Origin of the sequence: Lentzea sp. NPDC102401 (genome assembly GCF_044765805.1) — a bacterium.
Classification (GTDB): domain Bacteria; phylum Actinomycetota; class Actinomycetes; order Mycobacteriales; family Pseudonocardiaceae; genus Lentzea; species Lentzea sokolovensis.
Window position 1 is genome coordinate 1 of the sequence record NZ_JBIWKS010000005.1, and the last position, 22,052, is coordinate 22,052.

20 protein-coding genes and 1 pseudogene are annotated in these 22,052 nt (G+C 68.0%); 13 read left to right on the forward strand and 8 right to left on the reverse strand.

Going from position 1 to position 22,052, the window contains the following annotated elements; all coding sequences use genetic code 11:
* Nucleotides 1-110 precede the first annotated feature (110 nt).
* Together ACIRG5_RS19015 and ACIRG5_RS19020 are read left to right on the forward strand one after the other, a co-directional pair.
* On the forward strand, nucleotides 111-608 hold the full coding sequence (locus ACIRG5_RS19015; RefSeq protein ID WP_402906224.1) for a hypothetical protein: 498 nt from the start codon (nucleotides 111-113) through the stop codon (nucleotides 606-608).
* Nucleotides 609-902: 294 nt separating this feature from the next.
* Nucleotides 903-1,457, forward strand: a complete 555-nt coding sequence (locus ACIRG5_RS19020; RefSeq protein ID WP_402906226.1) for a hypothetical protein — start codon at nucleotides 903-905, stop codon at nucleotides 1,455-1,457.
* 57 nt (nucleotides 1,458-1,514) lie between these two features.
* On the opposite strand, the gene ACIRG5_RS19025 is transcribed toward ACIRG5_RS19020, so the two are convergent.
* The 4 genes from ACIRG5_RS19025 to ACIRG5_RS19040 all read right to left on the reverse strand — a co-directional run bounded on the left by ACIRG5_RS19025 (nucleotide 1,515) and on the right by ACIRG5_RS19040 (nucleotide 5,197).
* A complete protein-coding gene (locus tag ACIRG5_RS19025; RefSeq protein WP_402906227.1) occupies nucleotides 1,515-2,720 on the reverse strand; it encodes a diguanylate cyclase in 1,206 nt (401 codons plus the stop codon).
* A 330-nt stretch (nucleotides 2,721-3,050) separates the two neighbouring features.
* Complete coding sequence (locus ACIRG5_RS19030; protein ID WP_402906229.1) at nucleotides 3,051-4,151, reverse strand: multiprotein-bridging factor 1 family protein; 1,101 nt, start codon at nucleotides 4,149-4,151, stop codon at nucleotides 3,051-3,053.
* Nucleotides 4,148-4,360, reverse strand: a complete 213-nt coding sequence (locus ACIRG5_RS19035; RefSeq protein ID WP_402906231.1) for a hypothetical protein — start codon at nucleotides 4,358-4,360, stop codon at nucleotides 4,148-4,150. Before ACIRG5_RS19035 ends, ACIRG5_RS19030 begins: the two co-directional genes overlap by 4 nt.
* 603 nt (nucleotides 4,361-4,963) lie before the next feature.
* On the reverse strand, nucleotides 4,964-5,197 hold the full coding sequence (locus ACIRG5_RS19040; protein ID WP_402906233.1) for a hypothetical protein: 234 nt from the start codon (nucleotides 5,195-5,197) through the stop codon (nucleotides 4,964-4,966).
* A gap of 1,055 nt (nucleotides 5,198-6,252) precedes the next feature.
* On the opposite strand from ACIRG5_RS19040, the gene ACIRG5_RS19045 reads away from it, so the two are divergent.
* Nucleotides 6,253-6,627 (forward strand): hypothetical protein, encoded by a 375-nt coding sequence (locus ACIRG5_RS19045; RefSeq protein ID WP_402906235.1) that lies wholly within the window; start codon nucleotides 6,253-6,255, stop codon nucleotides 6,625-6,627.
* Here the strand turns inward: ACIRG5_RS19045 and ACIRG5_RS19050 are convergent.
* On the reverse strand, nucleotides 6,605-7,846 hold the full coding sequence (locus ACIRG5_RS19050; protein ID WP_402906237.1) for a hypothetical protein: 1,242 nt from the start codon (nucleotides 7,844-7,846) through the stop codon (nucleotides 6,605-6,607). The genes ACIRG5_RS19045 and ACIRG5_RS19050 overlap by 23 nt on opposite strands.
* Nucleotides 7,847-8,167: 321 nt before the next feature.
* Between ACIRG5_RS19050 and ACIRG5_RS19055 the strand changes: the two genes are divergently transcribed.
* The 4 genes from ACIRG5_RS19055 to ACIRG5_RS19070 all read left to right on the forward strand — a co-directional run bounded on the left by ACIRG5_RS19055 (nucleotide 8,168) and on the right by ACIRG5_RS19070 (nucleotide 12,059).
* Nucleotides 8,168-9,004 (forward strand): hypothetical protein, encoded by an 837-nt coding sequence (locus ACIRG5_RS19055; RefSeq protein WP_402906239.1) that lies wholly within the window; start codon nucleotides 8,168-8,170, stop codon nucleotides 9,002-9,004.
* Between the two features lie 207 nt (nucleotides 9,005-9,211).
* Nucleotides 9,212-9,748 (forward strand): CHAP domain-containing protein, encoded by a 537-nt coding sequence (locus ACIRG5_RS19060; protein ID WP_402906241.1) that lies wholly within the window; start codon nucleotides 9,212-9,214, stop codon nucleotides 9,746-9,748.
* 114 nt (nucleotides 9,749-9,862) lie between these two features.
* Nucleotides 9,863-10,201 carry a hypothetical protein gene (locus ACIRG5_RS19065; protein ID WP_402906242.1) on the forward strand — a complete coding sequence of 113 codons (339 nt, stop codon included), beginning with the start codon at nucleotides 9,863-9,865 and terminating at the stop codon, nucleotides 10,199-10,201.
* A gap of 256 nt (nucleotides 10,202-10,457) precedes the next feature.
* Nucleotides 10,458-12,059 carry a pentapeptide repeat-containing protein gene (locus ACIRG5_RS19070; protein ID WP_402907079.1) on the forward strand — a complete coding sequence of 534 codons (1,602 nt, stop codon included), beginning with the start codon at nucleotides 10,458-10,460 and terminating at the stop codon, nucleotides 12,057-12,059.
* Here ACIRG5_RS19070 and ACIRG5_RS19075 read toward each other — a convergent pair.
* A pseudogene (locus tag ACIRG5_RS19075) lies at nucleotides 11,979-13,879 on the reverse strand (OB-fold nucleic acid binding domain-containing protein); the annotation flags it as partial. The gene ACIRG5_RS19070 and the pseudogene ACIRG5_RS19075 overlap by 81 nt on opposite strands.
* A gap of 101 nt (nucleotides 13,880-13,980) precedes the next feature.
* Between ACIRG5_RS19075 and ACIRG5_RS19080 the strand changes: the two are divergent.
* The 6 genes from ACIRG5_RS19080 to ACIRG5_RS19105 all read left to right on the forward strand — a co-directional run bounded on the left by ACIRG5_RS19080 (nucleotide 13,981) and on the right by ACIRG5_RS19105 (nucleotide 19,718).
* On the forward strand, nucleotides 13,981-15,222 hold the full coding sequence (locus ACIRG5_RS19080) for a tyrosine-type recombinase/integrase (RefSeq protein WP_402906244.1): 1,242 nt from the start codon (nucleotides 13,981-13,983) through the stop codon (nucleotides 15,220-15,222).
* A 368-nt stretch (nucleotides 15,223-15,590) separates the two neighbouring features.
* Nucleotides 15,591-17,675: a tyrosine-type recombinase/integrase gene (locus ACIRG5_RS19085; protein ID WP_402906246.1), complete on the forward strand. Its 2,085-nt coding sequence runs from the start codon at nucleotides 15,591-15,593 to the stop codon at nucleotides 17,673-17,675.
* Nucleotides 17,676-17,932: 257 nt separating this feature from the next.
* Nucleotides 17,933-18,277 carry a hypothetical protein gene (locus ACIRG5_RS19090; protein ID WP_402906248.1) on the forward strand — a complete coding sequence of 115 codons (345 nt, stop codon included), beginning with the start codon at nucleotides 17,933-17,935 and terminating at the stop codon, nucleotides 18,275-18,277.
* A 106-nt stretch (nucleotides 18,278-18,383) separates the two neighbouring features.
* Nucleotides 18,384-18,554: a hypothetical protein gene (locus ACIRG5_RS19095; protein ID WP_402906249.1), complete on the forward strand. Its 171-nt coding sequence runs from the start codon at nucleotides 18,384-18,386 to the stop codon at nucleotides 18,552-18,554.
* Between the two features lie 215 nt (nucleotides 18,555-18,769).
* Nucleotides 18,770-19,231: a hypothetical protein gene (locus tag ACIRG5_RS19100; RefSeq protein ID WP_402906251.1), complete on the forward strand. Its 462-nt coding sequence runs from the start codon at nucleotides 18,770-18,772 to the stop codon at nucleotides 19,229-19,231.
* A gap of 103 nt (nucleotides 19,232-19,334) precedes the next feature.
* A complete protein-coding gene (locus ACIRG5_RS19105; RefSeq protein ID WP_402906253.1) occupies nucleotides 19,335-19,718 on the forward strand; it encodes an STAS domain-containing protein in 384 nt (127 codons plus the stop codon).
* On the opposite strand, the gene ACIRG5_RS19110 is transcribed toward ACIRG5_RS19105, so the two are convergent.
* Entirely contained in the window at nucleotides 19,719-20,126 is a 408-nt protein-coding gene (locus ACIRG5_RS19110) for an ATP-binding protein (protein WP_402906255.1), read from the reverse strand. It abuts the gene before it with no gap.
* 333 nt (nucleotides 20,127-20,459) lie between these two features.
* A complete protein-coding gene (locus ACIRG5_RS19115; RefSeq protein ID WP_402906256.1) occupies nucleotides 20,460-22,019 on the reverse strand; it encodes a hypothetical protein in 1,560 nt (519 codons plus the stop codon).
* Nucleotides 22,020-22,052 lie beyond the last annotated feature (33 nt).

Genomic DNA, 22,052 nt, shown 5'->3' on the forward strand with positions numbered 1-22,052 from the left:
CACCAGCGCGGAGTCGACTGGCAATTCACCACCCAGGACGCCCGCACCCGACTCCGCCACCTCTACCCCAAAGGTTAGAAGCGACGGTCTACTAGCCGCATCATGTGGTGATGAAGGAGCACCTCACGGCGGCGCTGATCACGGCCGAGACGCCGTTTCTCACGCTGGTCGAGGACTCGGGCTGGGCGCACGCAAGTCTGGAGGGACTCGTGCTCGACCTCGGCCGGTGGTGGGAGCCTGACGCGGACACCCGGCTCGTCGAGCAGGTCATGTTCAGCGTCGCCGCGAGCGAGGCGGCTAGGACCGCGGACGGGGTGTACGTGGAGGGCTTCGTCTGGACGCAGGGCGAGGTGGTGGCCGCGGCGTGGTGCGGCGCGGGAGAGAAGGTCGTGTACGGGCCGCGCGCCGACGCCTACCTCGGTGTCGCCCTCGCGCCGCGGTTCTGCCGTCGGGTCCAGCAGAGCAACGGCACCGCGGCGGTGCTCATGAGCAAGGACCGGAAGTTGTTGCCATTGCTCAGAGACGGGCTTCCGCCAGGGACGGTGCTGGACGGCGGCTCCCCTGGGCCGCGGTACCCGGATGCAGCACCCGACGGGAGCGCGCGCTGACGCGCACCTGAGCGCTCGTATGCGCCGCCGGAGCTCAAATAGAGGTCCGGCGCGCCTGGGGGTGCGGGCCGGACCTGCCCCGAGTATGGCTGATCCGGCCGCCTAGAGCACCTGCATCATCGGCGCGCTCGTGCCAGAGCAGCGCTGATGCCCGGCCCATCCGGGCCGGCGCCCCCCGCTCGCGGGTAGTGCGACAGGCGTCGGGCCCTGTCCGGGGCCGTTGGCCGTACTCGCGGTAACACCTGTGCGAGTTCGGCCGATCAGCCCAGTACACCGTCTGCCTGGGGAGGCCGAATGCGTCGTCGCTTTTCACCTCTATCGCAGTGGCTGCGTCGTGTGGTCACCGCGATGACCGGCGCGTGGACGGTGAGCACCGGCTCGCTCGCGGCCCGGCATGTCGAACCGTCGATGGTCGCCCGGTATAGCGACCTGGCCGACGTGCTCGACGCCGGTCGCGACCGGGAGGTTCGCTTCGACTCCCAGCGCCAGGTCACGATCCTGCTCATGATGGACCGCAGGGAAGACGGACCCGCGAGGCGGTCGGTCCTGCGGCTCGACCAGGCCGAGCTCGACGGCGCGGGCTGGAACGGCACGACGACGGCGGTGGTGTTCGACGAGTTCATCCTCGAGCACGACCGCCCGGTGGTCCGGCATCGGGTCGGCGCGGTGCGGATCACGCGCGAGGCGGATGGACGCGCCCGCGTCGCCGGGATCCCCGCACCGCGCCACGACGGGGACACCGCGGACGTGACGCGCATGCTCGAGCGCACCGGCGCCGACCTCGCGTTGACGAGCGACCTCGACAACCTGCTGACGCAGCTCCGCGCCGGCGTCGCGCTCGTTCCGTAGCCCCGCAAGGATTCCCCTCGGTGTGGCGGGAGACCGCGCGGCGGCGTCGCTCCGGTGCTACGCGGTCGCGTCGGCGAGCTGCACCTGGTCGCGGCCGTCGGCCTTGGCGCGGTAGAGCGCGCGGTCGACGACCTGCAGCAGGTGCGGCAGCGACCCGCCATGGACGGGGTAGGCCCCGGCGCCGATCGACACCGTCAGCCCTGTGATCGTGACGGTGGCGTCGTCCTTGCTGGTCGTCGTCACCGACAGGGCCGCGACCATGGCGCGGATGCGCTCCGCGGTGGCGGCCACCGCGGCGATGTCGGCGCCCGGCAGCAGCACCGCGAACTCCTCCCCGCCCCACCGGCCGACGACGTCGGTGGGGCGCACCGCGTGCTTCACCGTGTCGGCGACCGCGCGCAGCACGGCGTCGCCGGCGAGATGGCCGTGGGTGTCGTTGACCCGCTTGAAGTGATCGAGGTCGAGCATCAGCACGCCCACCGGCGTTCCTGGGCGTACCGCCCGATCGATCTCCTGACGGGCCTGGGTCTCCCACCACGCCATCCCGCACAGGCCGGTGCGCGGGTCGATCTGCGCGGCCAGCTTGTACTGCGGCAGCAGCAGACCGAGGTGCAACGCGACGACGGTGATCATCAGCAACGGCGCGAACCACGGCTCGTGCACCAGCACCAGCACGATGCCGGAGCCGATGCCGATCGCGGCGGCGATCAGCAGCTGGTCCGATGCCGGGCCCAGCGCGGTGCGAGCGGGCTTGTCCGGGTTGCTCGCCGCGATCGGGACCAGCACGAGCAAGTAGTTGATGACGCGATAGAGCACGCCGGCGACGACGACGGCGGCCGCGCCGAGCGGACCGGTCAGCCCCATGACGTACGGGGCGGTGCCGTGCGCGGCGGCCGCCACGGGCAGCACGGCGGCCGCGGCGCCGAGCACCACGGTGCACGCGGAGAACACCCGCCGGTACACGCGGACCTTGCCCTTGTGCACTCGCCAGCAGGCGTAGCCGAAGCTGACCGCGACGAGCAGTGCGATCAACGGCACCGGCAGCACCAGCACCGCGGCGAAGTACCAGACCGACTGCAGGTGGGTGTACGGCGCGCCCTCGGCGGCTCGCTCGCGGTACCGCTCAATGCCCTGCGCGGCCTCGGCGTGGATCACCGACCCCGCCAGCAGCACACCGAACCACGACCAGGCCGACGGCGTGATCGGGGTCAGCCACATGGTCGCGACCACAACGGCTGCCGTCCCCGCCTGCACGAGCAACACGTAGGCCAGCAGTCCGCCCGGCAGAGACCATAGAGCCCACGAGCGTGGGTCAAGCCGGCGCACGCTGACACCCCCCAACTCCGACGGAGCCTTTCACTGTAAGCGGCTGCTCACCCAGCGTCGCGGCTCCGCACGGGTGATGAACAGCAACAACGCCCCAGAGGAGGCACACATGATCACTCGCACCCGCGCGCCCCGGCCCGCCCGCCCGTCCGAATGGACCCGCACCGGCCGCCCGTCCGAATGGACCCGGTGACCACTGGCCCTGCTGCTAACGGGGAAGCGCCGCACCCGGCGCTTCCCCGTTAGACGCACCTCCCGTCGGCCGGGTCAGCAGCAGCGCGGTGCGAACGCAGCGAGCAGACCACCTGCGTCGAGCGCCGCGTCGAGCCTGTCGAGGAGCTCGGGCTCGGGGACCGTGACGGCGTTCTCAAGGTCGCTGAGGCTGGTGGTGCTGCACCGCGCCAGTCCGCTGAGGTGCTCTTCCGAGAGCCCTCGCTGCTCGCGGAGCGTTCGGACGGCCTGCGCGAAAGAAAGGCCGGGCGTGGCCTGATGCGGACAGTCGGTGGTGGGCATGTGGGTGAGCGGCATCAGGCCGTTGAGGAAGTGCCGAATTCCGCCATGCAGAGCGGATGCCTGCACCCACTTCAGATGGATCAAGCTGCCGTCAGCGTTGAGGATGCCGGGCGCCCCGTCCCCGGTGGGCTCGCCGAGGTCGACCAGCTCGGCCCAGCGCGCCACGGACCACGCTGGCAACGTCAACCTGATGACCCTGTTGCGGTCGCAGCCGATGACGGCGGTCGTGTCGGCATTAAGCTCGCGCAATTCGCTCCACAGCGCCATGACCCGCTGTACTTGCTCCTGCTGCAAGCCGCACGCGGTCACGAACGCCTCGACGTCCTCCGGCTTGGTCGGCAGCGTGGGCCGCGTGACGAAGCGGTAGGACTGGCTGCGCGAGATGCCCGCGATCTTCGCTATGCGCGCCGGGTTGTTCCTGCTGCGCACCTGGATGGTGCGCAGCAGGCTCATGAACTCGGCCGGGTTGGTGGCCTGTAGTTCGCTGTCGCGCATCGCGCGCAGTGCCTGCGGGGTGTCGCCCGGCTTGTCCTGCGCCACTGCGCCGACTGACGTCGAGGTGAGGCGGCGGACTGGAGTCTCCACCTGCTCCACCTGTGACGCCGTCTCCCACAGGGTCCGGATGCGGCGGCGATGGACCTGGGGCACGTCCAGGTCGTAGGTCATCACCGCGTAGTGGGCCCAGGGCAGCAGAACGCGCAGTTCCAGGGTGGTCAGGAACTCCTCAGGCAGCTTGGCACCGGACAGGGTGAAGTTGCGGCCGATGGTGCGGTGCAGCTGTTCGACGGGGTGCTTCTCGTCTGGGAAGACGATGGAGATGCCGCGGTCCCCCGCAGCGTGCGCCTGGACGGTCACGCGACGGCTCCGATGCCGGGCAGCGGCAGCGCGTTCGCGATCGCCTGGACGAGCACCCTCAGGATCGCGGCGGGCCGCGTCCGCGCCACCGCGATCACCACGATGATGACCGTCAGGACGAGCGCGACCGCGTCGAGCGGCGGGTGGCCCCAGCGCATCAGGCCGGCGGTGCTCGCCAGGGCCACGACGATGAGTACGACCTCGGTCATCGTGATCGGCCGGCGCACGGAACTACAGGTCGTGCGAGGGGAGTCCACACCGGACTGTCCGCACGGGTTTTCGTTGTAGGGCACGAATTTCTCCTGGAGAATCTCTGATCACCGCGTTGCCCGCCGGGGCGGCGGGCAACGCGGTGACGTACGGGACGAGTTGAGCTTTTGGGCTCGGTGGTGCTCCGCGTCCTGGCGCAGTTGACCGCTGCGGCGGGTGCGGTGTGTGCTCGGCGGCCGGGGCCGTCGAGCACTGGACCAATCCTGGCATTCGGTGCGGGGGCGGCCAAACGAAACGCGCGCCGATCGGTCACCGACCGTCCCACGGCGTTTGTCCGCGTCCCAGACCGTCTCACGCGAGGCCGTCGCGGTCGTGACGTTCACGACGCCTCGGTGCTTGTCACGGCGCGTTGTTGCAGGTAACGGCCGTCTCAAACCGTCTCAGCCTGCGACACACGCCGAGCGAGGAGGTAGGGTAGGGCAGCAGTTAGAGCTTCTCTCCCGCACTGCGGGCTGAGAGGGCCCTGGGCAATCTCCGGGACGAGTTGAGCGTCAGGGCTGATCGGACACGGCCTCCTGTTGACCGCAGGAGGCCGTCGTCGTTCACGGGCTTTCCGTGCCCTGCAGGGGTAACGGCTGGCCCTCCAACTCGGCCGCCGCGGTGCCGGCGGCGATCGGCTCCCGCCTCTCGGCGGCCCGCGCACCCTCGTCGCCCTTCTTCTCGGAGTCGTCGGCGTCCTTGTTCTGGTTGCCGACGTCCGTCGCGACCTTTGTGACCGCCGACCAGGTCCACGCGGTCTTCTCCGCCTTCTGCGGCGTATGCGTCGCTAGCGCCATGACGTGCGTGCCCCCTCCCCTGGCCACAACCTCGTCGAGCTCCCGTCTGTCCTGCCCTGGAGGCTTCGCCTAAACGGGAACCCTGGAACTCGGACAACAGGGTTTCGCGCCTGCCGTCCGACCTCCAGGGTCATTTCGGATGCGACGAACACTACACCAGGCCGGTCCGCCTACGAAACGACCCCCGACGCCGGGGACGTTTCCGGGCCGTCGCACCTGAATAACCGTACGACTAGGGGAGATAGCGGGGCCAGCGACCACGGGTCCGAGCGATACGAACCGAGTTGACTCGGTTCGTCAATGCACTTTGCGGCGGTTTGCCCTGGTCATGAGCCTAGATATGCCTTACGCAAGTTTTGTCGAGAATTCCTCACTCGGCAGGAATGCTCCACAATCATTCTCTCATCTCAATTTAATCAAGGTCCCTTTCTTGGGTGTGCAGTCAAACCATACTGCTGCCGGTTCCCCAGTAGAACCCATTGGGCTTAGGGGTGGATTCTTTGCAAGTTATTGCCGGCGCGCAGGCGCGCATCGCGCCATATTTCTGGTGGGACTGCAGGCCCGTGGCCCCCGGACCAGGGGCTTCACGCACGGGACACCGGCATGGCACTGGCGGCCACGGTGCGTGCTTCTCCTTGGATCGGGCTGATGACACCCCTGTGTAGCGGGGGTGACTTGTACTACCCGTACTGATCTTGGGCTGCGCCCCGACATTTGAGGAGCAGTGGTGCTCGGGGGTGCCTCCCTCCCCTAGCGGACTTCTCCTTCTACCCGCTCGGGCATCACAACTCCGCAAGGGCGAAAACACGGGATCCTGTCCGATCCCCTCGATCGCCTTGCCTATGGTGCGTGGCACAGTTCGCCCTGCTGATTTCCAGCCACGGCAACGGTGTGCGCGCGAGACGGCGACCCGCTCGCGTTCGCCACAGAGCTCCGGCGTCGACGCTCGTGGCCAACCGGGGGTCCGGCCTTCCGCGCCACCGGGACGGCGTGGACCGCTGCTCACGCCGCTCACCTACCTGGGGTTCCGGGCTGCGCGTGTCTACGATCAGGGCATGACCGACGGGACGCGCGGCGGCGGAGCTACCGGCGTGAAGGCCGTTGGCTCGCTGCTCACCACGCTCGGCATCCCGTGCCGGCCCGTCGACGGCGACTGTCTGGTGTGGACTCCCCGCGTGGTGACGGTCCTGCAGGCCGCCGGGTACACCGCGGAGCCCACCACCGTCGTCGGCTGGGTCGTGCGCGGCTCGCGGACCATCGCCTTCGTGCACCAAGCGGCGGAAATCGATGCCGATGTCGTCATCGACGTGACGGCTCGACAGTTCGACGCGCACCTGCCCTCACCCTGGGTCACCTCACCCGCGCGGTACTGCGCGGCCCTGGCTAGGTCGACACGAGTCGACGAGGTCACCATCGGGTCCTGGACGTAGACCCGACCGTCCCGCAGGTGCGCGTGCCGGGGCGGTCACCACCTGGCCCGTCGCGTTCCTGCCTGGCGACCGCCGCTTGGTGCTGGTGCACCAAGCGCTTGACCTTGCGGCGGATGCTCTCGCCCAGCCGTTCGTCCTGCCCACAGAGCGACGCCGCCTGCCGCCACGTGATCCCGCCGTCGACGTAGTGCCACACCACGGCCATCTCCTCGGCGGTCAGCTCCAACATCAGCCACCTCACCGCCGGGTCGGCCTCGGTGCCGGGCATCCGGTCCAGGGCGTCACGTTCCACGTCGTGATGGCCCGCCTGCAGGCTGATCAGCGTGGCGCCGTCCGGATCATGCAGGCTGGGCACCGGCAGGTCGCAGGAGATCACCCGCCTGCCGTTGATCGTCCTTTCCCAGAACGGCCGCGTGCTGCGGCGGGTCGCGTCGACCTCCCTGCGCAGCAGTCTGCGCACGCGGGCCGGAGCGGCCGGCCAGGTAGCACCGAGCAACACGTCGATCACCGCCTCCAGCAGGCTCTCGCGCTCCTGGGCGCGCTCGGGCCGGGCGTAGCCCAGCCACTCGAACGTGAACTCCTCCACCGGTCCGCGGTCGCCCGCGTCGTCCGACAACAGGTGCTCGCGCACCTGCGACGCCACAGCGAGCAGCAACCGGCCTTCCAGACCCTGCTGACCGGCCCAGAGATCCAGCCGCCACGACAACGACTGGGTGATCGATGCCCAGAACTGGCGCGTGCTGTCCCTCACCAACGTGACAGCACTGCACGACGGCCACGCCAGCGTCGCACGCAGCAGGTCGACCGCCGGCGAGGTCCACACCGGCGGAGTCCACACCGGCGGAGTCCACACCGGCGGAGTCCACACCATCGGGGTGATGAGCCGGGTTACCAGCGGAGGCTGGAGCAGTTGCCGCACCACCGGCTCGGCGGTGAACATGCTCTGCCGCACGACCGCCGAGCTGGCCATCCGCTCGAGCGTCTGAACCTGCTCGATGTGCCGCGCCATCGCGGTGATGGTCTGCCACACCGAACTCGACATCCCGAAGGGCTGTCCGGCAGTACGCCGGCGGCGAGCTGGTCGGCCACCTCCCGCCGTGGGCCCGCCCGCAACGCCGGTGACACCGGCTCCCGGCCCACTTTCGTCCCTCGGCGGTTCCCGATCGAGCGCGTCCGCGCTGCGGGCCTCGCCGACCTCGTTCTCGTCCACGTTCATCATGGTCCACCTCCACACCGACAAACTTCGGCGACCAGCGCCCTCACCTCCCTGCTGCGGCACAGGACCCCAGCGACAACAGATCGCGAAAATGTGACCGGAGACACCTTCACCGCCGAGAAGGTTCGTCATCGCGTGGCTTGCTGTTCGCGGGGGTCCAGGTCCTGGGGTGGCCCGCGATCTTGCTTGCTGGCACGGTCCTGTCGCGCAACGTCTCGCAGCTCGTTCAAGGCACGGTGCTGTCGAGCCGACACCTGGCATGTCGGTGCGTTCTCCCGCCTTCAGCCGGTCCGGTTCAGCCGACGGTGACCCAGACTGGTGGTCATGACGGAGATCAACGGCACGCCGGAACCGGCCGAACCGTCGACGGCAGCGGACACTGTGGCCGGCGGAGTGCCTGGGTTCCAGCGGGCCCTGCTCGCGCGGGTCAAGGGCGAGTTGGGCTGGAGGAAGCTCGCCGAGGAGATCGGCAGAAGCGATTCGACGCTGCGCGGGTGGCTGGACGAGCAGCGGCTGATCAGCGAGGAGAACTTGCTGGTCCTGCTCCAGGCGAAGGGCCTGTCGGAGGAAGAGATTCAGCGGTGGGCGCAGTGGCGGGAGCTGGCCCAGCCGCAACTGGGCCTCGTCGTTCCCGACACGGGCGACGCTTCCCGGCGCGACGCCGGACGCGACAAGGCGGCCATTCGCCTCACGCTCCCGCAGGGTGCGGGTGTAGCGGTGGCGCTGCTCGCCCTGGGGCTGGGCGCGGGCTGGTTGTTCTTCTCCCCCTCTACGTCAGGCACCGGCGCCACCTCGGGCACGTCCAGCTCGAGTCCCGCCGCCGGGCAGCCGACTACGGCCGCGAAATGCGGAAAAATGGATCTGGACCTGCGTCCGGGGTCGGTGCGCACGCGCATCGCCGACACCAGCGGGCGGGGCGCGCGGATCTGGGGCCAGCCCTCCCGCTCCTCCTGCCAGGCGGGCGTGCTCTCGCAGGGCGACTACGTGCAAGTGGTGTGCATGGTGCTCGACGGGGAGCCCGTCGACGAGGAGGTCCGCGGACAGCCGCTCACCACGAGGGCCTGGGCGAAGATGAGCTCCGGCGCCTACGTCTTGTCCATCTACACCGACCTGCCCTTCACCGACGGCAGCACACCGGTGACCGGCCTGTCCTCCTGCTGACCGTCCCCCTGGGCGGGGTGCGGCGAGTGCGCCGCACGTGCGAGACCGCATCCCGCACACCTCGCACACACCCTGTTCTTCCTGGTCAGGCGCGGTACGGCCGAAAAGATGGAAGCGCACCCCGTCGCACCGTTGCGACACCTCCCGTTGCGCTGGCTCGCTGGTGTGGACCGCAGCACCACAGCGACAGGGAAGGACAACAGGACGATGACCATCCACACCACCGGGACCGGGGCGAGCCCCCGCCGGGCCGGCATCGCCGCGGCAGCTGGATTGCTCGCCGCGCTGATCGGCCTGGCGCCGCTGACCGCCGCGGCGTCCGCGATCGCCGAGCCCGCCCCGATCGTCGTCGCTCAGAACCGGGCCACCGGGCAGACGACCGACCACAACCTCGCCCGCGACTACTACGGGCAGTGCACCTGGGGCGCCTACGAGAAGTTCCACGAGAACACCGACCTGTGGCCGCTGATCGGCGGCAACGCCAAGGACATGAACGACAACGCCGCCGCCCGCGGCTGGACCGTCGTGCTCGACGCCGAGCCCCGCTCGCTGGTCGTGTTCGAACCCGGCGTGCACGGCGCCGACCCCACCTACGGGCACGTCAGCTGGGTCGACGAGGTCTTCATCGAGAACGGGGTGAAGAAGATCCGCGTCACCGAGACCAACGCAGGCGGCGCCCTCGGCGAGTTCACCTCCCGCGTCCTGCCCGACGTTGTCGGTATGAGCTACATCCTCGCTCCCTGACGGGCGCGAACGAGCAACACCGCGAGGCGCCTGCGGTCGTCACCCCGCACGGGGAGGCCACCGCAGGCGCCTCGTCGCACGAAACCCGCTCTGGACAGGACCTAGGGTGTCCGCATGGAGATCGCCGACTTGAGCACGGACCGGGTACACCAGGTGGCCGTCTACCTGGCGGCCGCCGAAGCAGCACGCCGCACCCGCCACCACGTCACAGTCGTGGAAGAGGACCGGCGGTTCCGCCTCGAGATCGGCGGCCACCTCGCCCGCGTGTTCACCCGCCGCACCGCCCAGGAACGCCCCATGCGGCGAGGCACGCAGCAAGACACCGAAGGCGCCCGAGCCCTCGTATTTGTCGACCTGTCCGGCGAGGTCCCCGCGTTCTACGTGACGGCACCGGATGTGGCTGTCGGTGAGGTCGAGCAGGACCTCGACCGCTGGGATCGATTCGACACCTGATCACCCGGCCGCAGGTGCACTGGTTGCCTGCGGCTGAGGAAGCCTGCCCCGGCGGATGTTGCACACTGCGACGTTTTCGCGACGTAGAGGCATGGTCGTCGCTGAACCCGCACCCCCCACTCGTCGACGCTGGCTGTCGCGCCGGTCGCGCCCAGCCCGGCCGCGAACAGGAACCGACGAACAACTGCCGTGGACTGTGCCTGCGCTCGGCCTGATCGCCCTCGTAATGCTGGCCAGTGGAGCGTTGTGGTTGACGATGGACTGGCTAGAACGCGTCGCTACCGTGCGAACGGACCCCAGCACAGCGATCAACGGCAAGGACTTCGTTGCCGCGAAGCTGGACGCGGTGAAGATCGCCTTGAGCGTTGTCGCCGGCGGCGGCGCGCTATTCGCGCTCTACCTTGGGGTCCGGCGCCAGCGCACCAGCGAACGAGATCTCCGCGCGCGGCTGGACGCACAAACGCACACCGAAGACGATGCCCGGGCACGGCGGGTAACTGAGCTCTACACCAAGGCCGCTGACCAGCTCGGCTCCGACAAAGCCCCGGTCCGGCTGGCTGGCCTGTACGCGCTGGAGCGCCTCGGTCAGGAGGACCCGCGGCAGCGGGCCACGATCGCCAAGTTGTGGTGCGCATACCTGCGCATGCCCTACACCTCGCCGATAACAGGAGCACCGTCCTCCGCCGGCGTAGCCCGCCCGTTGCTGAGCGGCTCGCACCGCCGACTAGGCCCACGACGCCTCGACGCGGGGACCGCTGCGGCGCCCGTTCGGAAGGCTGGTCACGCCGAAGCGGTCCTAGAACGCGACGTCCGTATCTCCGTCCAGCGCCTGCTCGCCCATCACCTCCGCCCGGACTTGGACGACGGCGCCCAACCGGAGTACGACTATTGGCCCGAAATTCTGGAGATCGATCTCACCGAAGCGACTCTGATCGATCTCGACTTCAGCCGCTGCCGCCTGCCTGCCCTCCGCATGACCCGCGCGACCCTGCACGACGTCGCCACGTTCCGCGGAACGGCCTTCACCCACGTCGCTGAATTCGCGAAAACGACCTTCAACGACGGCGCGAACTTCACCGGGGCGCGGTTCACCGGTCGCGCCGACTTCGGCGGCGCAACCTTCCACGACCTCGTCTCGTACAGCTACGCAGCCTTCGGCGACGTCGCCGAGTTCAGCGGTGCGACCTTCACCAGGGCCAAGTTCGCCCGCGCGAACTTCCACGAGAACGCCAAGTTCGCCGACGCGGCCTTCCACAACGAGGTCTCGTTTGCTAACACGACCTTCGAGAACGACGCCTCCTTCAACCGTGCGCACTTCAGTGGTGACGCCGTGTTCACTAACTCGACCTTCCGCGGCAACACTGGGTTCCCTAAAGCGATCTTTGACCGCGTCGCCATGTTCCGTCGTGCGACCCTCCACGGCCCCATCAGCTTCGGCGGCGTGAGATTCGACGGCGCCGCAAGATTCGCCAAGGCACGCTTCCTCGGCGATGTCGGGTTCACCCGGACCGCCTTCAACGGCGACGCCGAGTTCAGCGGCATCTCCTTCACCACTGCTGTCTTCGACGGCGTGACCTTCGACAGCGCCGTCACGTTCACCAACGCGAGCTTCGAGTCAGCGCCGAAATGCCGCGGGGTGCGACTGCGTCGTAGGGAGGCAGACTCGTCTGCATTCCTACGCCCCCAGGGGTGGACGGAGATTGACGAGGACGCGGTGTGGGGCATGCTGGTTCCGGTACCAGAGGTGCTCGACGAGTCGCACCGCTGGGCGGTCTGGCTACAACGCGAGCTGATCAATCCGATCAGCCAAGACGTTGACAGCGCCCCTGTCGCGCTCGAGGACTCCGCGCACGAGTAGCGCGGCGCTGCTTTTGGCGATCTTGCCGTAGCGGTTCCATGCGCCAGGGCTGACGACGACGTTGAGCATGCCCGTCTCGTCCTCGAGATTCAGGAACGTCACGCCGCCGGCGCTGGGCGGGCGCTGGCGGTGGGTGAGAGCGCCGCCGACAAGCACACGGGTGCCGTGCGGAACGTGGGCGAGGGCGGCGATGGGGAGCGCGTCGAGGGTGGCGAGGTGGTCCCGGACGAGCTCGATGGCGTGGGTGTCGGGGCTGATGCCAGTGGCCCACAGGTCCGCGCAGACCAGGTCCCAGGTGCTCATGCCCGGAAGCGTGGGGGCGGCGTCGCCGATCGTGCTGGTGTGCGGGAGCTGTCCTGGGCTTTCCCGGGCAGGCAGCGCGACGTTCCACAGTGCGGTGCGCCGGTCGCCGGCGAACCGGCCGAGCGCGCCGGCGGTTGCGAGGGCTTCCAGCTGCGGTTCGGTCAGCCGGGTGCGGCGGCCGATGTCGGCGAGGTCGAGGTAGGGACCGTGGGTTTGGCGGTCGTCGACGACCTGCTGGGCGATTTCGGTGCCCAGGCCGCGCACGCCCGCAAGCCCGAGCCGGACTGCGTGCCCGCCGGCGCTGCCCGCGTGCGGTTCGAGCGTCGGGTGGGCGAGGCTGCGCGTGATGTCGGGCCCGAGGGTGATGACGCCGTGGCGTCGGCCGTCGGCGACCAGCGAGTCCGGGCTGTAGAAGCCCATCGGCTGCGCGCGCAGCAGACCCGAGAGGAACGCGGAGGGGTAGTAGACCTTGAGCCAGGCGCTGGTGAACACGTGATGGGCGAAGCTGAGCGAATGAGCCAGAGGGAAGCCGTAGCCCGAGAAGGCTTTAACCTGTGCGTAGATCTTGTCCGCGACCGGGCCGCGGATGTTGTTGGCCGCCATGCCTTGTAGAACCGGGCCCGTAGTAGCTCCATTTTGGACTCGCTGCGTTTGGAGCCTATGGCGCGCCGCAGTTCGTCGGCCTCGGCAGGTGTGAATCCGGCGACGTCGATCGCGACTTGCATCACCTGTTCCTGAAAAAGCGGGACGCCGTAGGTGCGGTCCAGCGCGTTCGCGAGCAGCGGGTGGTCGTGCTTCCAGGCGGCTCCGTTGCGGCGCGCGATGTAGGGGTGCACGGATCCACCTTGGATCGGGCCGGGCCGGATCAGCCCGACTTGAACCGCCAAATCCCAGTACGAGCGGGGCTGCACGCGGGGCAGCGCGCCCATCTGCGCGCGGCTCTCTACCTGGAAGACCCCGATGGTGTCCGCGGCGCAGAGCAGGTCGTAGACGGCCGGGTCGCCGAGGTCGAGGTGGGCGAGGTCGACGTCGATGCCGTGGTGCTCGGCGATCAGGTCGACGGCGTAGCGGATCGCGGAAAGCATCCCGAGTCCGAGCAGGTCGAACTTCACCAGGCCAATCACAGAGCAGTCGTCCTTATCCCACTGAAGGACGGTTCGACCTGGCATGCGGGCCTGCTCGACCGGGACGATCTCCGACACGGGCCGGTCGGCGATGACCATGCCGCCGGAGTGGATGCCCAGATGCCGGGGCGCGCCCTCGATCTGCGCGGCGAGCTCCAGCACGGCCAGCGGGATGCCGGGGTGCTGCTCGGCGCTCAGTGGGCTCCACGCGTCGATCTTCTTGGACCAGGCGTTCTGCTGGCCGGGTGAGTGGCCGAGCGCGCGGGCCATGTCCCGCACCGCGGAGCGGGCCCGGTAGGTGATGACGTTGGCGACCTGCGCGGCGTGGCGGCGGCCGTGCTTGTCGTAGACGTACTGGATGACCTCTTCACGGCGGTCGGACTCGATGTCGATCTGTTGACCGGACTACCGAGCGACACGCCGTGATCTGTCGGTACTACAGGCTTCTGGTCGGTCACTGTCGCTGTGTTGACTAGGCGGCTGTGGGAGTGGGCATGGCGGACGAGATGCATGGTGGTGACGCTGCGGCGGTGTGCCTTCCGCGGTGGGGTGCTGTAGTGCCGTACCAGGGTTCGGTGACATGGGTGGTGGTGGATCCGGCTGGTGTCGTGGTCGAGCCGATTCGACGGTTTCTGGCTGACTTCGTCGCGCGGGGACGCTCCGCGAGTTCGATCCGCAGCTATGCGTACGCCCTGCTGCGGTGGTGGCGCTGGCTGGCTTTCGCCGGGGTGTCATGGAATCGGGCGACATCTGCTCAAGTGCGCGATTTCGTGTTGTGGCTTAGTCAAGCGGTGAAGCCTCGTCGGCATCGCCGCACGAAGACGTTGCTGTCGGCTGGCACGGTCAATCCGATCACCCGTAAGCGGAACCTCGGAGACGGGTACGAGCCGCGGACGATCCGGCACTCAAACGCGGTGCTGCGCAGCTTCTACGATTTTTGGTGTGACGCGGCGGACGGTGTGCTGGTCAACCCGGTGCCACTGGCCAAGGGCGGCGCACACGCGTATGCGCATCGCAGTCCGTTGGAGCCGGCGCTGCCTGTGGGTCGGTTGCGGTATAACCCGCCAGTGCCGCGGCGGCGGCCTCGGTCTATTCCGGACCAGCGGTGGAACGAGCTATTCGCGCGCTTGCGGTCCAATCGGGACAGAGCGTTGTTGGCGATGTCGGTGAGCAACGGATGCCGGGCATCGGAGCTGCTGGGTGTCGCGAGCAGTGATGTGGATTGGGGCGAGCAGCGTGTCCGGGTGTGCCGCAAAGGCAGCGGCGCTGAGCAGTGGCTTCCGGTCTCGCCGGACGGGTTGGTGTGGCTGATGTTGTATCTGGCCGATCTGGGAGAGCCGCTGGCGCCGGATGAGCCGTTGTGGTGGACGGTGCGTCGTCGTGATCGTGGCGATGGGCGGCGGCGTCAGCCGTTGAACTATGAGGCGTTGCGCGCGGTGATGCGGCGAGTGAACGCAGGTCTGGGAACGAACTGGTCGATGCACGACGTGCGGCACACCTGTGCTCTGCGGATGGCTCAGGACAAGACTCTGTCGCTCAGGGACGTGCAGAGCATTCTCGGACATCAGCATCTGTCCACTACGGCGGAGATCTACCTGGTCGAACACGACGATGAGGTGATCCGCCGGGTCCTGACTCATCTCGCCGAGCGTCAACTGCGCCCGGCTGCGCCCGCGCCGGCGGCGGGATATGACTCGGGTGTTCTCGATGTCTTGTTCGGCGGTGGCACCTCGTGACCGATCTGCCGATCAGCTCGCCGGGCTCTGTGGCGACCCGGCTTGGCGCGAGCACCGTTGTAGCAGCGCCACAGGCCGCGCAGCGCGATGAACCGAGCACAGTGGAGCAGCGCGCCGGAGTGTATGACGCCTGCTCGGCTGAGGAGATTCTCGATCTGCTTGCTGGTCTGCCGTTGTGGTCACGGGCTACGGCGGGTACGCGGTGCCTGCGCCGGGCCGGTACACGCCGGGTGCTGGCGTGGCTGCAACGTCATCCCGGCACCGGATGGCAGCAGCGCTGGGCGGCTACCGGGGCAGAAGATCGCGGCGACACCTCGTGGATAGCTGCCGTGGATCCTGCCGACGGGCGCGCATGCAAGACCAAACACATGGAGTTCACTAGTGGGCTGTCCACGTTGATGTTGTGCCGGGTTCTGCGACCCGGCTACCGGTTCCTGGCGGTGCTGCATCCTCCGGGTGTGTTCGAGCAGATGCTGTGCGCCGTTGATGGTGAGGTGGCTGCCGCACTGCACACACGGGCACGCGAGCTCGCCATGGGCGCCGAGCATGAACGCGACGGCAGGATCGCGATCGCGAAGATGATGATCCACACCGGTCGTGACCCGCACGAGCTGACCGCAGCGGATGTGCTGAAGTTCCGTGCCGCGACGCAGCCTGTGCGTGGCCGGACACCGCGCGGCGCTCACACGGCCTGGGACCTGCTGCGCGCGGTCGCGGATCTGGGCGAGCACGACACGTTGCGCGACGCGGTCCGCGTCGGGCAGCAGTCGGCGGCCGAATTGGTCGACCGGTATGGGCTGCGCTGCCGCCCGGTGCGCGACGTGTTGGTCCGCTATCTGACCGAGCTGCGCACGAGGCAGGACTTCGGCTCGATCCTGACCGTCACCAGCCGGCTGGTCCGCGCGTTCTGGCGTGACATCGAGCTGCACCATCCCGAGGTGGACAGCCTGCAGCTCACCGATGAGGTGGCTGAGGCCTGGAAACAGCGCCTGCGGATGGTCAGGCGCGCGGACGGCTCCACCCGCCCACGCAAGGCCTACTTCGAAATCCTGCGGCAGGTCCGGGCGTTCTACCTCGACATCCACCAATGGGCGCGTGATGACCCGTACTGGGCGCAGTTCGCGGTGCCCAGCCCGGTCCGCCGAGGCGATACCGACGGCACGCTGAAGGTCAAGAAGGCCACCACGGCGCGCATGCATCAACGCGTCCGCGACCGGCTACCGCAACTGCCCGTGCTCATCGACACCGCCGAACGTCTCCGCGACGAGCGCGCGGCACTGCTCACCGACGCCCTGAACACCCCCACCGGTGAGCTATTCGTCCACCGCGGGCAGCACTGGCGGCACATGCCCGCCCCGCGTGCGCGTGCTGGCGCAAAGGCGGATCCGCGATCAGCAGCCCCGGTCGTGATCGAGAACGCGGACACCGGTGAGCGCGTCGACGCCGCACGCGGCGAGGATGACGCATTCTGGACCTGGGCGATTGTCGAGGTTCTGCGGCACACCGGTGTCCGTGTCGAGGAGCTGCTCGAGATCACCCATCTCGCTGTGGTGTCCTACCAGGTGCCCGGCACCGGTGAGGTCGTGCCGCTGCTGCAGATCGTGCCGTCGAAGAACAACGAGGAACGGCTCCTGGTCGTCAGTCCCGAACTGGCCAGGGTGCTGGCTACCGTCATCAGCCGACTGCGCCGGCACAACGGCGGCAGCGTCCCGCTCACCGGCCGCTACGACATCCACGAGCGTCTGGTCGGCACACCGCTACCGCACCTGTTTCAACGCCGCGTCGGCTGGCGGTGGCAGGTCCCCAGCTACCAGAACGTCGGAGACCTGCTCGACCGGCTCGTCGCCGCGACCGGCATCCTCGACGCTGCCGGCCGGCCCCTGCGGTGCACACCGCACGACTTCCGGCGCATGTTCGCCACCGACGCGGTCAGCCACGGCCTGCCCGTGCACATCGTGGCCCGGCTGCTCGGCCACAGCAACATCAACACCACTCAGGCCTACACCGCGGTGTTCGACGACGAACTCGTCCGCTCCTACCGAGTCTTCCTCGACCGGCGCCGCGCACAACGCCCCACAGCCGAGTACCGCCAGCCCACCGACACCGAATGGACCGAGTTTCAGCAGCACTTCCATACCCGCAAGCTCGAACTCGGCGACTGCGCTCGCCCCTACGGCACACCATGCCGCCACGAGCACGCCTGCATCCGCTGCCCCAGCCTGCGCATCGACCCTCGGGCCCGGCCCCGGCTCGTCGAGATCATCGCCAACCTCCGCGACCGCATCACCGAAGCACAACTGCACGGATGGCTCGGCGAAGTCCAAGGCCTCCAGGTCAGCCTCACCGAAGCGGCCCGCAAACTGGTCGACCTCGACACCCGGCAACGCCGCCAGCCCTCCGGACCCGTCGAGCTGGCCGCACCGATCATCATCGACCGCTCCGAGCGAACGTGAACAGAGACGCTTTGGGTGAGCCTCAGCCCGCATCGCTCGCCCGACGCCCACCCCATCGTCGTGCTGGCTGCGCAGCATCCGCGCGGCCTGGATCGTCGCCAGCCTGCACGACCGCATCCAAGATCGACATCTCGCGGCGAGTGCAGAGTCGACGCTGAACGAGCGTTGGGCGTCATGTACGACGAGGCTGCCACAGATGCCGCGGCGAGGAACCTACCGTTGACAGACATTCGAACCCATGTGCGATTCTGTGGTACATGGGCCGCATGTCCCCACGTCAGCGCGAGACCTACGAGAGAGGTGTCGACTTTCTCAGGCGATTGGCCAACCGGTCGCCGCAGTTAAAGGTGGTCGAACGTGACGGCGAGATCGTCATCGTGGACGGCCGCCTCGATGACGGCGAAGTGCTCCTGCGAGTTGAACCCGGCTTGCAGGCGGAGCGCATAGCGGAGTACTTCAACCACATCGGCTACTACCTACTGCTTGATCTCGTCGGACTGCTAGAGGACGTATCCGGCACGAAGGCGGAGAGCAAGGCGGTAGAGCTGCTGGTGCACATGCACTTACCGCCAGCAGGCGACGAACCAATCAGTCAACTTTGATTGGTGCTTGTTTGCCGCCGCGACGCTGTCGGCGCGGGGCGAGGCGCCACCGGTGCGCACGGGGCTTGAGACCTGCTGCGCGCGGTAGTCAGGAGAGCACGATACGTTGCGCGATGCGGTCCGCGTGGGCCAGCAGTCGCCGGCCGAGCTCGTGGACCGCTACGGACTGCGCTGCGACCTGGTGCGTGAGGGGCTGGTGCGCTACCTCACCGAGCTTTGCACGCGGCAGGACTTCGGCTTGGCTCTATCCGCGTTCTCTGACGGCGGTTGTTCGTGAACGCTGGAGGCGGGGCTTGATCGCCGGAGTCGATGTTCACGAATGTTGACGTCAGGGTTGTGTGTGGTGGGAGCATGGTTGCTTCGCGTGTGCCGAGGAGCCGCTCGTGCCGTCGATGTCGAGGGTGGAGCTGTACGCCGCGATCCGCCGGGACTCTCGTGCCGGGGTGTCGGGGCGGTGAGATCGAGCGCCGGTACGGCGTGGGCTGGCGGACGGTGAAGCAGGCGCTGACCTCGGCCTGGCCGCAGGAACGCAAGATCTATCCGCCGCGGCCGTCGAGGCTGGATCCGTTCAAGCCGGCCATCGACACGATGCTGCGGGAGGACCTGCGAGCACCGCGCAAGCAGCGGCACACGGTGAAGCAAGGCGAGATATCGCCGCCATCGCAGCGACTGCTGGCTGTCGAGCTCGGGCACGGCGAGCATGGTGGCGACGACCATGGCGATGAGCGACGGGAAGTCTGCCGCGTTCAGATCCTTGCGAGCGACACCGGCGGACCACTCACCGGTGGACCTACCGTGCAAAAGCACGCGCGTGCACGGCAGTTGCTTTGTACCCGGATGCCGACAGTGCCAGCCTGCCGGCATCCGCACAGTCAATACTCGATCACATCCGGACATATCGACCCGCAAGGCCAGCTCGGTTGCCTGTGGCTTGATGTCGTCCTACTGTGTTGATAGTTCACGCATCTGGCGCGCGCCTACACGCCTGCTGGTTCAGGTTCAACATGCAGCTTGGACGAGTCCGGTAATGGCGTCAGCAACACAGAGGACTGACGCCATGCACAGCGGTCAGAAGTCAGTGCCAGCCCACGCAGAGACCCTCCACTGCGACGCCATACCGATTCTGGTGATCAGCGGCGAGATCGACTCGCAGACAGTCGACATCGTCTTCGACGAGGTGGACAAGTGCCTGGTGACGCGCCCCCAGGCCATGGTCCTCGAACTGGACGCGGTCACATTTCTCGGGTCAGCTGGACTGAGGCTGTTGTTGCACGCCCATCTCGGCATGGAGAAAGTCGACGCGCGACTCGCCGTGGTTGCGGCACACAGCACAGTGTTGAAGCCGCTGCGCATCACCGACTTGGATCAGACGCTCGTCTTGTATCCCAGCCGGTCCGACGCGCTCGTGGCGGTGGGCGCCAGCCCGACCGGCTCTCGTTAGCTACAGCGCACAGTTGATCTCCGCCCACACGGTTTTGCTGCCCGTCTGGTACTCGATGCCCCAGTCTGTGGCCAGACTGTCCACAATGACCAACCCACGCCCGCGGTCATCGTTGAGCCGAGATCTCCCCAGGACCGGAGCATCAGGCGAGGCGTCATCGACCTCGACACGCACAGAGCACGGATCGACCGACCGATGCAGCTTGAGGTGACGCGGGGCGAGTCCGTGGTCGAACGCGTTACTCACCAGCTCGTTGACCACCAGCACGACATCTTCAAGAGCATCTGCGTCCAAATCGCTCACAACGTCCCGCGCCCACTGCCGGATCGACCCGATGGACAGCGCCGGGTCGTCCAGATCCTGGACGAGAGACATCGGCACGTCGTCGATCTGACCGGTCGGGAGCACAGTTGTCACGTCCTAGCATTCGAGTGACGCCCGCTCGGCGGTTCGACCGCCCTGCAGCCTGGCCACATCAGGACTTCTTGCGACGAAGATCACCATCACCGCATGTCGGTAAGTGGAGCGGTGGCGTTCGGTCATGGTAGCCCCAACCGTGGCGCGACCTCGACGGGCTCTTCGCCTGTGTCGATCACTTCGTGCGGACCCGTCCGGCTTCGTCGTGCGCGACGCCGCCGGGGTGATTACGCTGCCTCGACGTTCCCGCAGCACTGACACGATCTGGTCGCACGAGAAAGGCGGGGCCGGTTTCCCGGCCCCGCCCTTGTGATCACTTCGTGGTCACGCCTTCACGGAGTGCTTCCCGTGGGTCCAGGACGTGGCGTCGCCGCCGTCGCCCGCGGGACCGGAGTGGCCACCGACCGTGTTGCTGTGGTTGGAGGCGTCGCCGGTCGAACCCGTGGCACCGGTGTCACCGGAGTCACCCGAGGTGACCTCGGTCCAGGACTTGCTGCCGTGGTTCTTCCAGCCGTGGTTGTTCCAGCCGCGCTTCCAGCCAGAATGCTTCCAGTTGTGGTTCTGCTTGTTCTCGGTCTTCACCACTGCCGAGTTGCCGCCGGTGTCGCCCGAGTTCCCGGAGTTGCCCGAGTTCCCGGTCGTGGCGTTGTTCGAGCTGGCGGCGTTGCCGCCCTTGCCCGAGTTCCCGCCATAGCCCGCGTTCGCCTCGGTGGAGCCGTTGTTGCTGTGCTTGCTCCACTTGCCGTGGTTCCAGGACTTCTTGCCCTGCTCGGTCACTGCCCAGGCGTTGCCGCCGTCACCGGCCGGGCCGGAGTTGCCGCCCACGGTGTTGCTGTGGTTCGACGCGTCACCGGTCGAGCCGGTGGCACCCGTGTCGCCGGAGTTGCCCGACGTGACCTTGGTCCAGGACTGGGTGTTGTTCCAGGACTTGCTGTCCCAGTTCCAGCCGTGGCCCTGCTCCGAACCGATCGTGTAGACGACGGCCTTGTTGCCGCCGGTGTCGCCCGAGTTCCCGGAATTGCCCGAGTTCCCGGTCGTGGCGTTGTTCGAGCTGGAGGCGTTGCCACCGTTGCCCGAGTTCCCGCCGTTGCCCGCGGTGGCCTGAGCCGAACCGGACTTGCCGTGGTTGTTCCACTTGTCGTGGTGGCCCCACTTCTGGTCCTTGCTCACGGCCGTTGCGTCGCCGCCGTCGCCTGCGGAACCGGAGTTGCCGCCCACGGTGGTGCTGTGGTTGGAGGCGTCGCCGGTCGAACCCGTGGCACCGGTGTCGCCCGAGTTACCGGAGCTGACACTGGTGTGGCATTCCGCCAGCAGGCAGACGCCGTAGGCGCTGTTGCCGCCGGTCGCACCCGAGTTGCCCGAGTTCCCAGAGTTGCCGGACGTGGCGTTGTTCGAGCTGGAGGCGTTGCCGCCCTTGCCTGAGTTTCCGCCGTTGCCCGCGGTCGCACTGGCGTTCTGCGAACGCCCGGCAGCAGTGGCGTCGCCACCGTTGCCCGCGGCGCCGGACTTGCCGCCCACCGTGTTGCTGTGGTTGGAGGCGTCGCCGGTAGAACCGGTCGCGCCGGTGTTCCCGGAGTCGCCCGAGCTCACCTGGGTGCTGCACTTGGCAAGCACACAGACGCCATAAGCGGTGTTGCCACCGGTGGAACCGGAGTTCCCGGAGTTGCCCGAGTTACCGGTGGTGGCGTTGTTCGAGCTGGAAGCGTTGCCGCCGTTGCCCGAGTTCCCGCCGTTGCCACCGTTCACGACCGAGTGCACGACGTCACCGACGCCGCCCAGGAGACCGTTGCCACCTGTGTCAGCGCTCGCGATCGCCGAACCGGCCAGGAGAAACCCTCCCGAGAACACTGCGGCCATGAGACCGCGTCGCACATAGCTGTGCATGTCGAACCTTCCTGTCAATCAAGCTTGGTGATC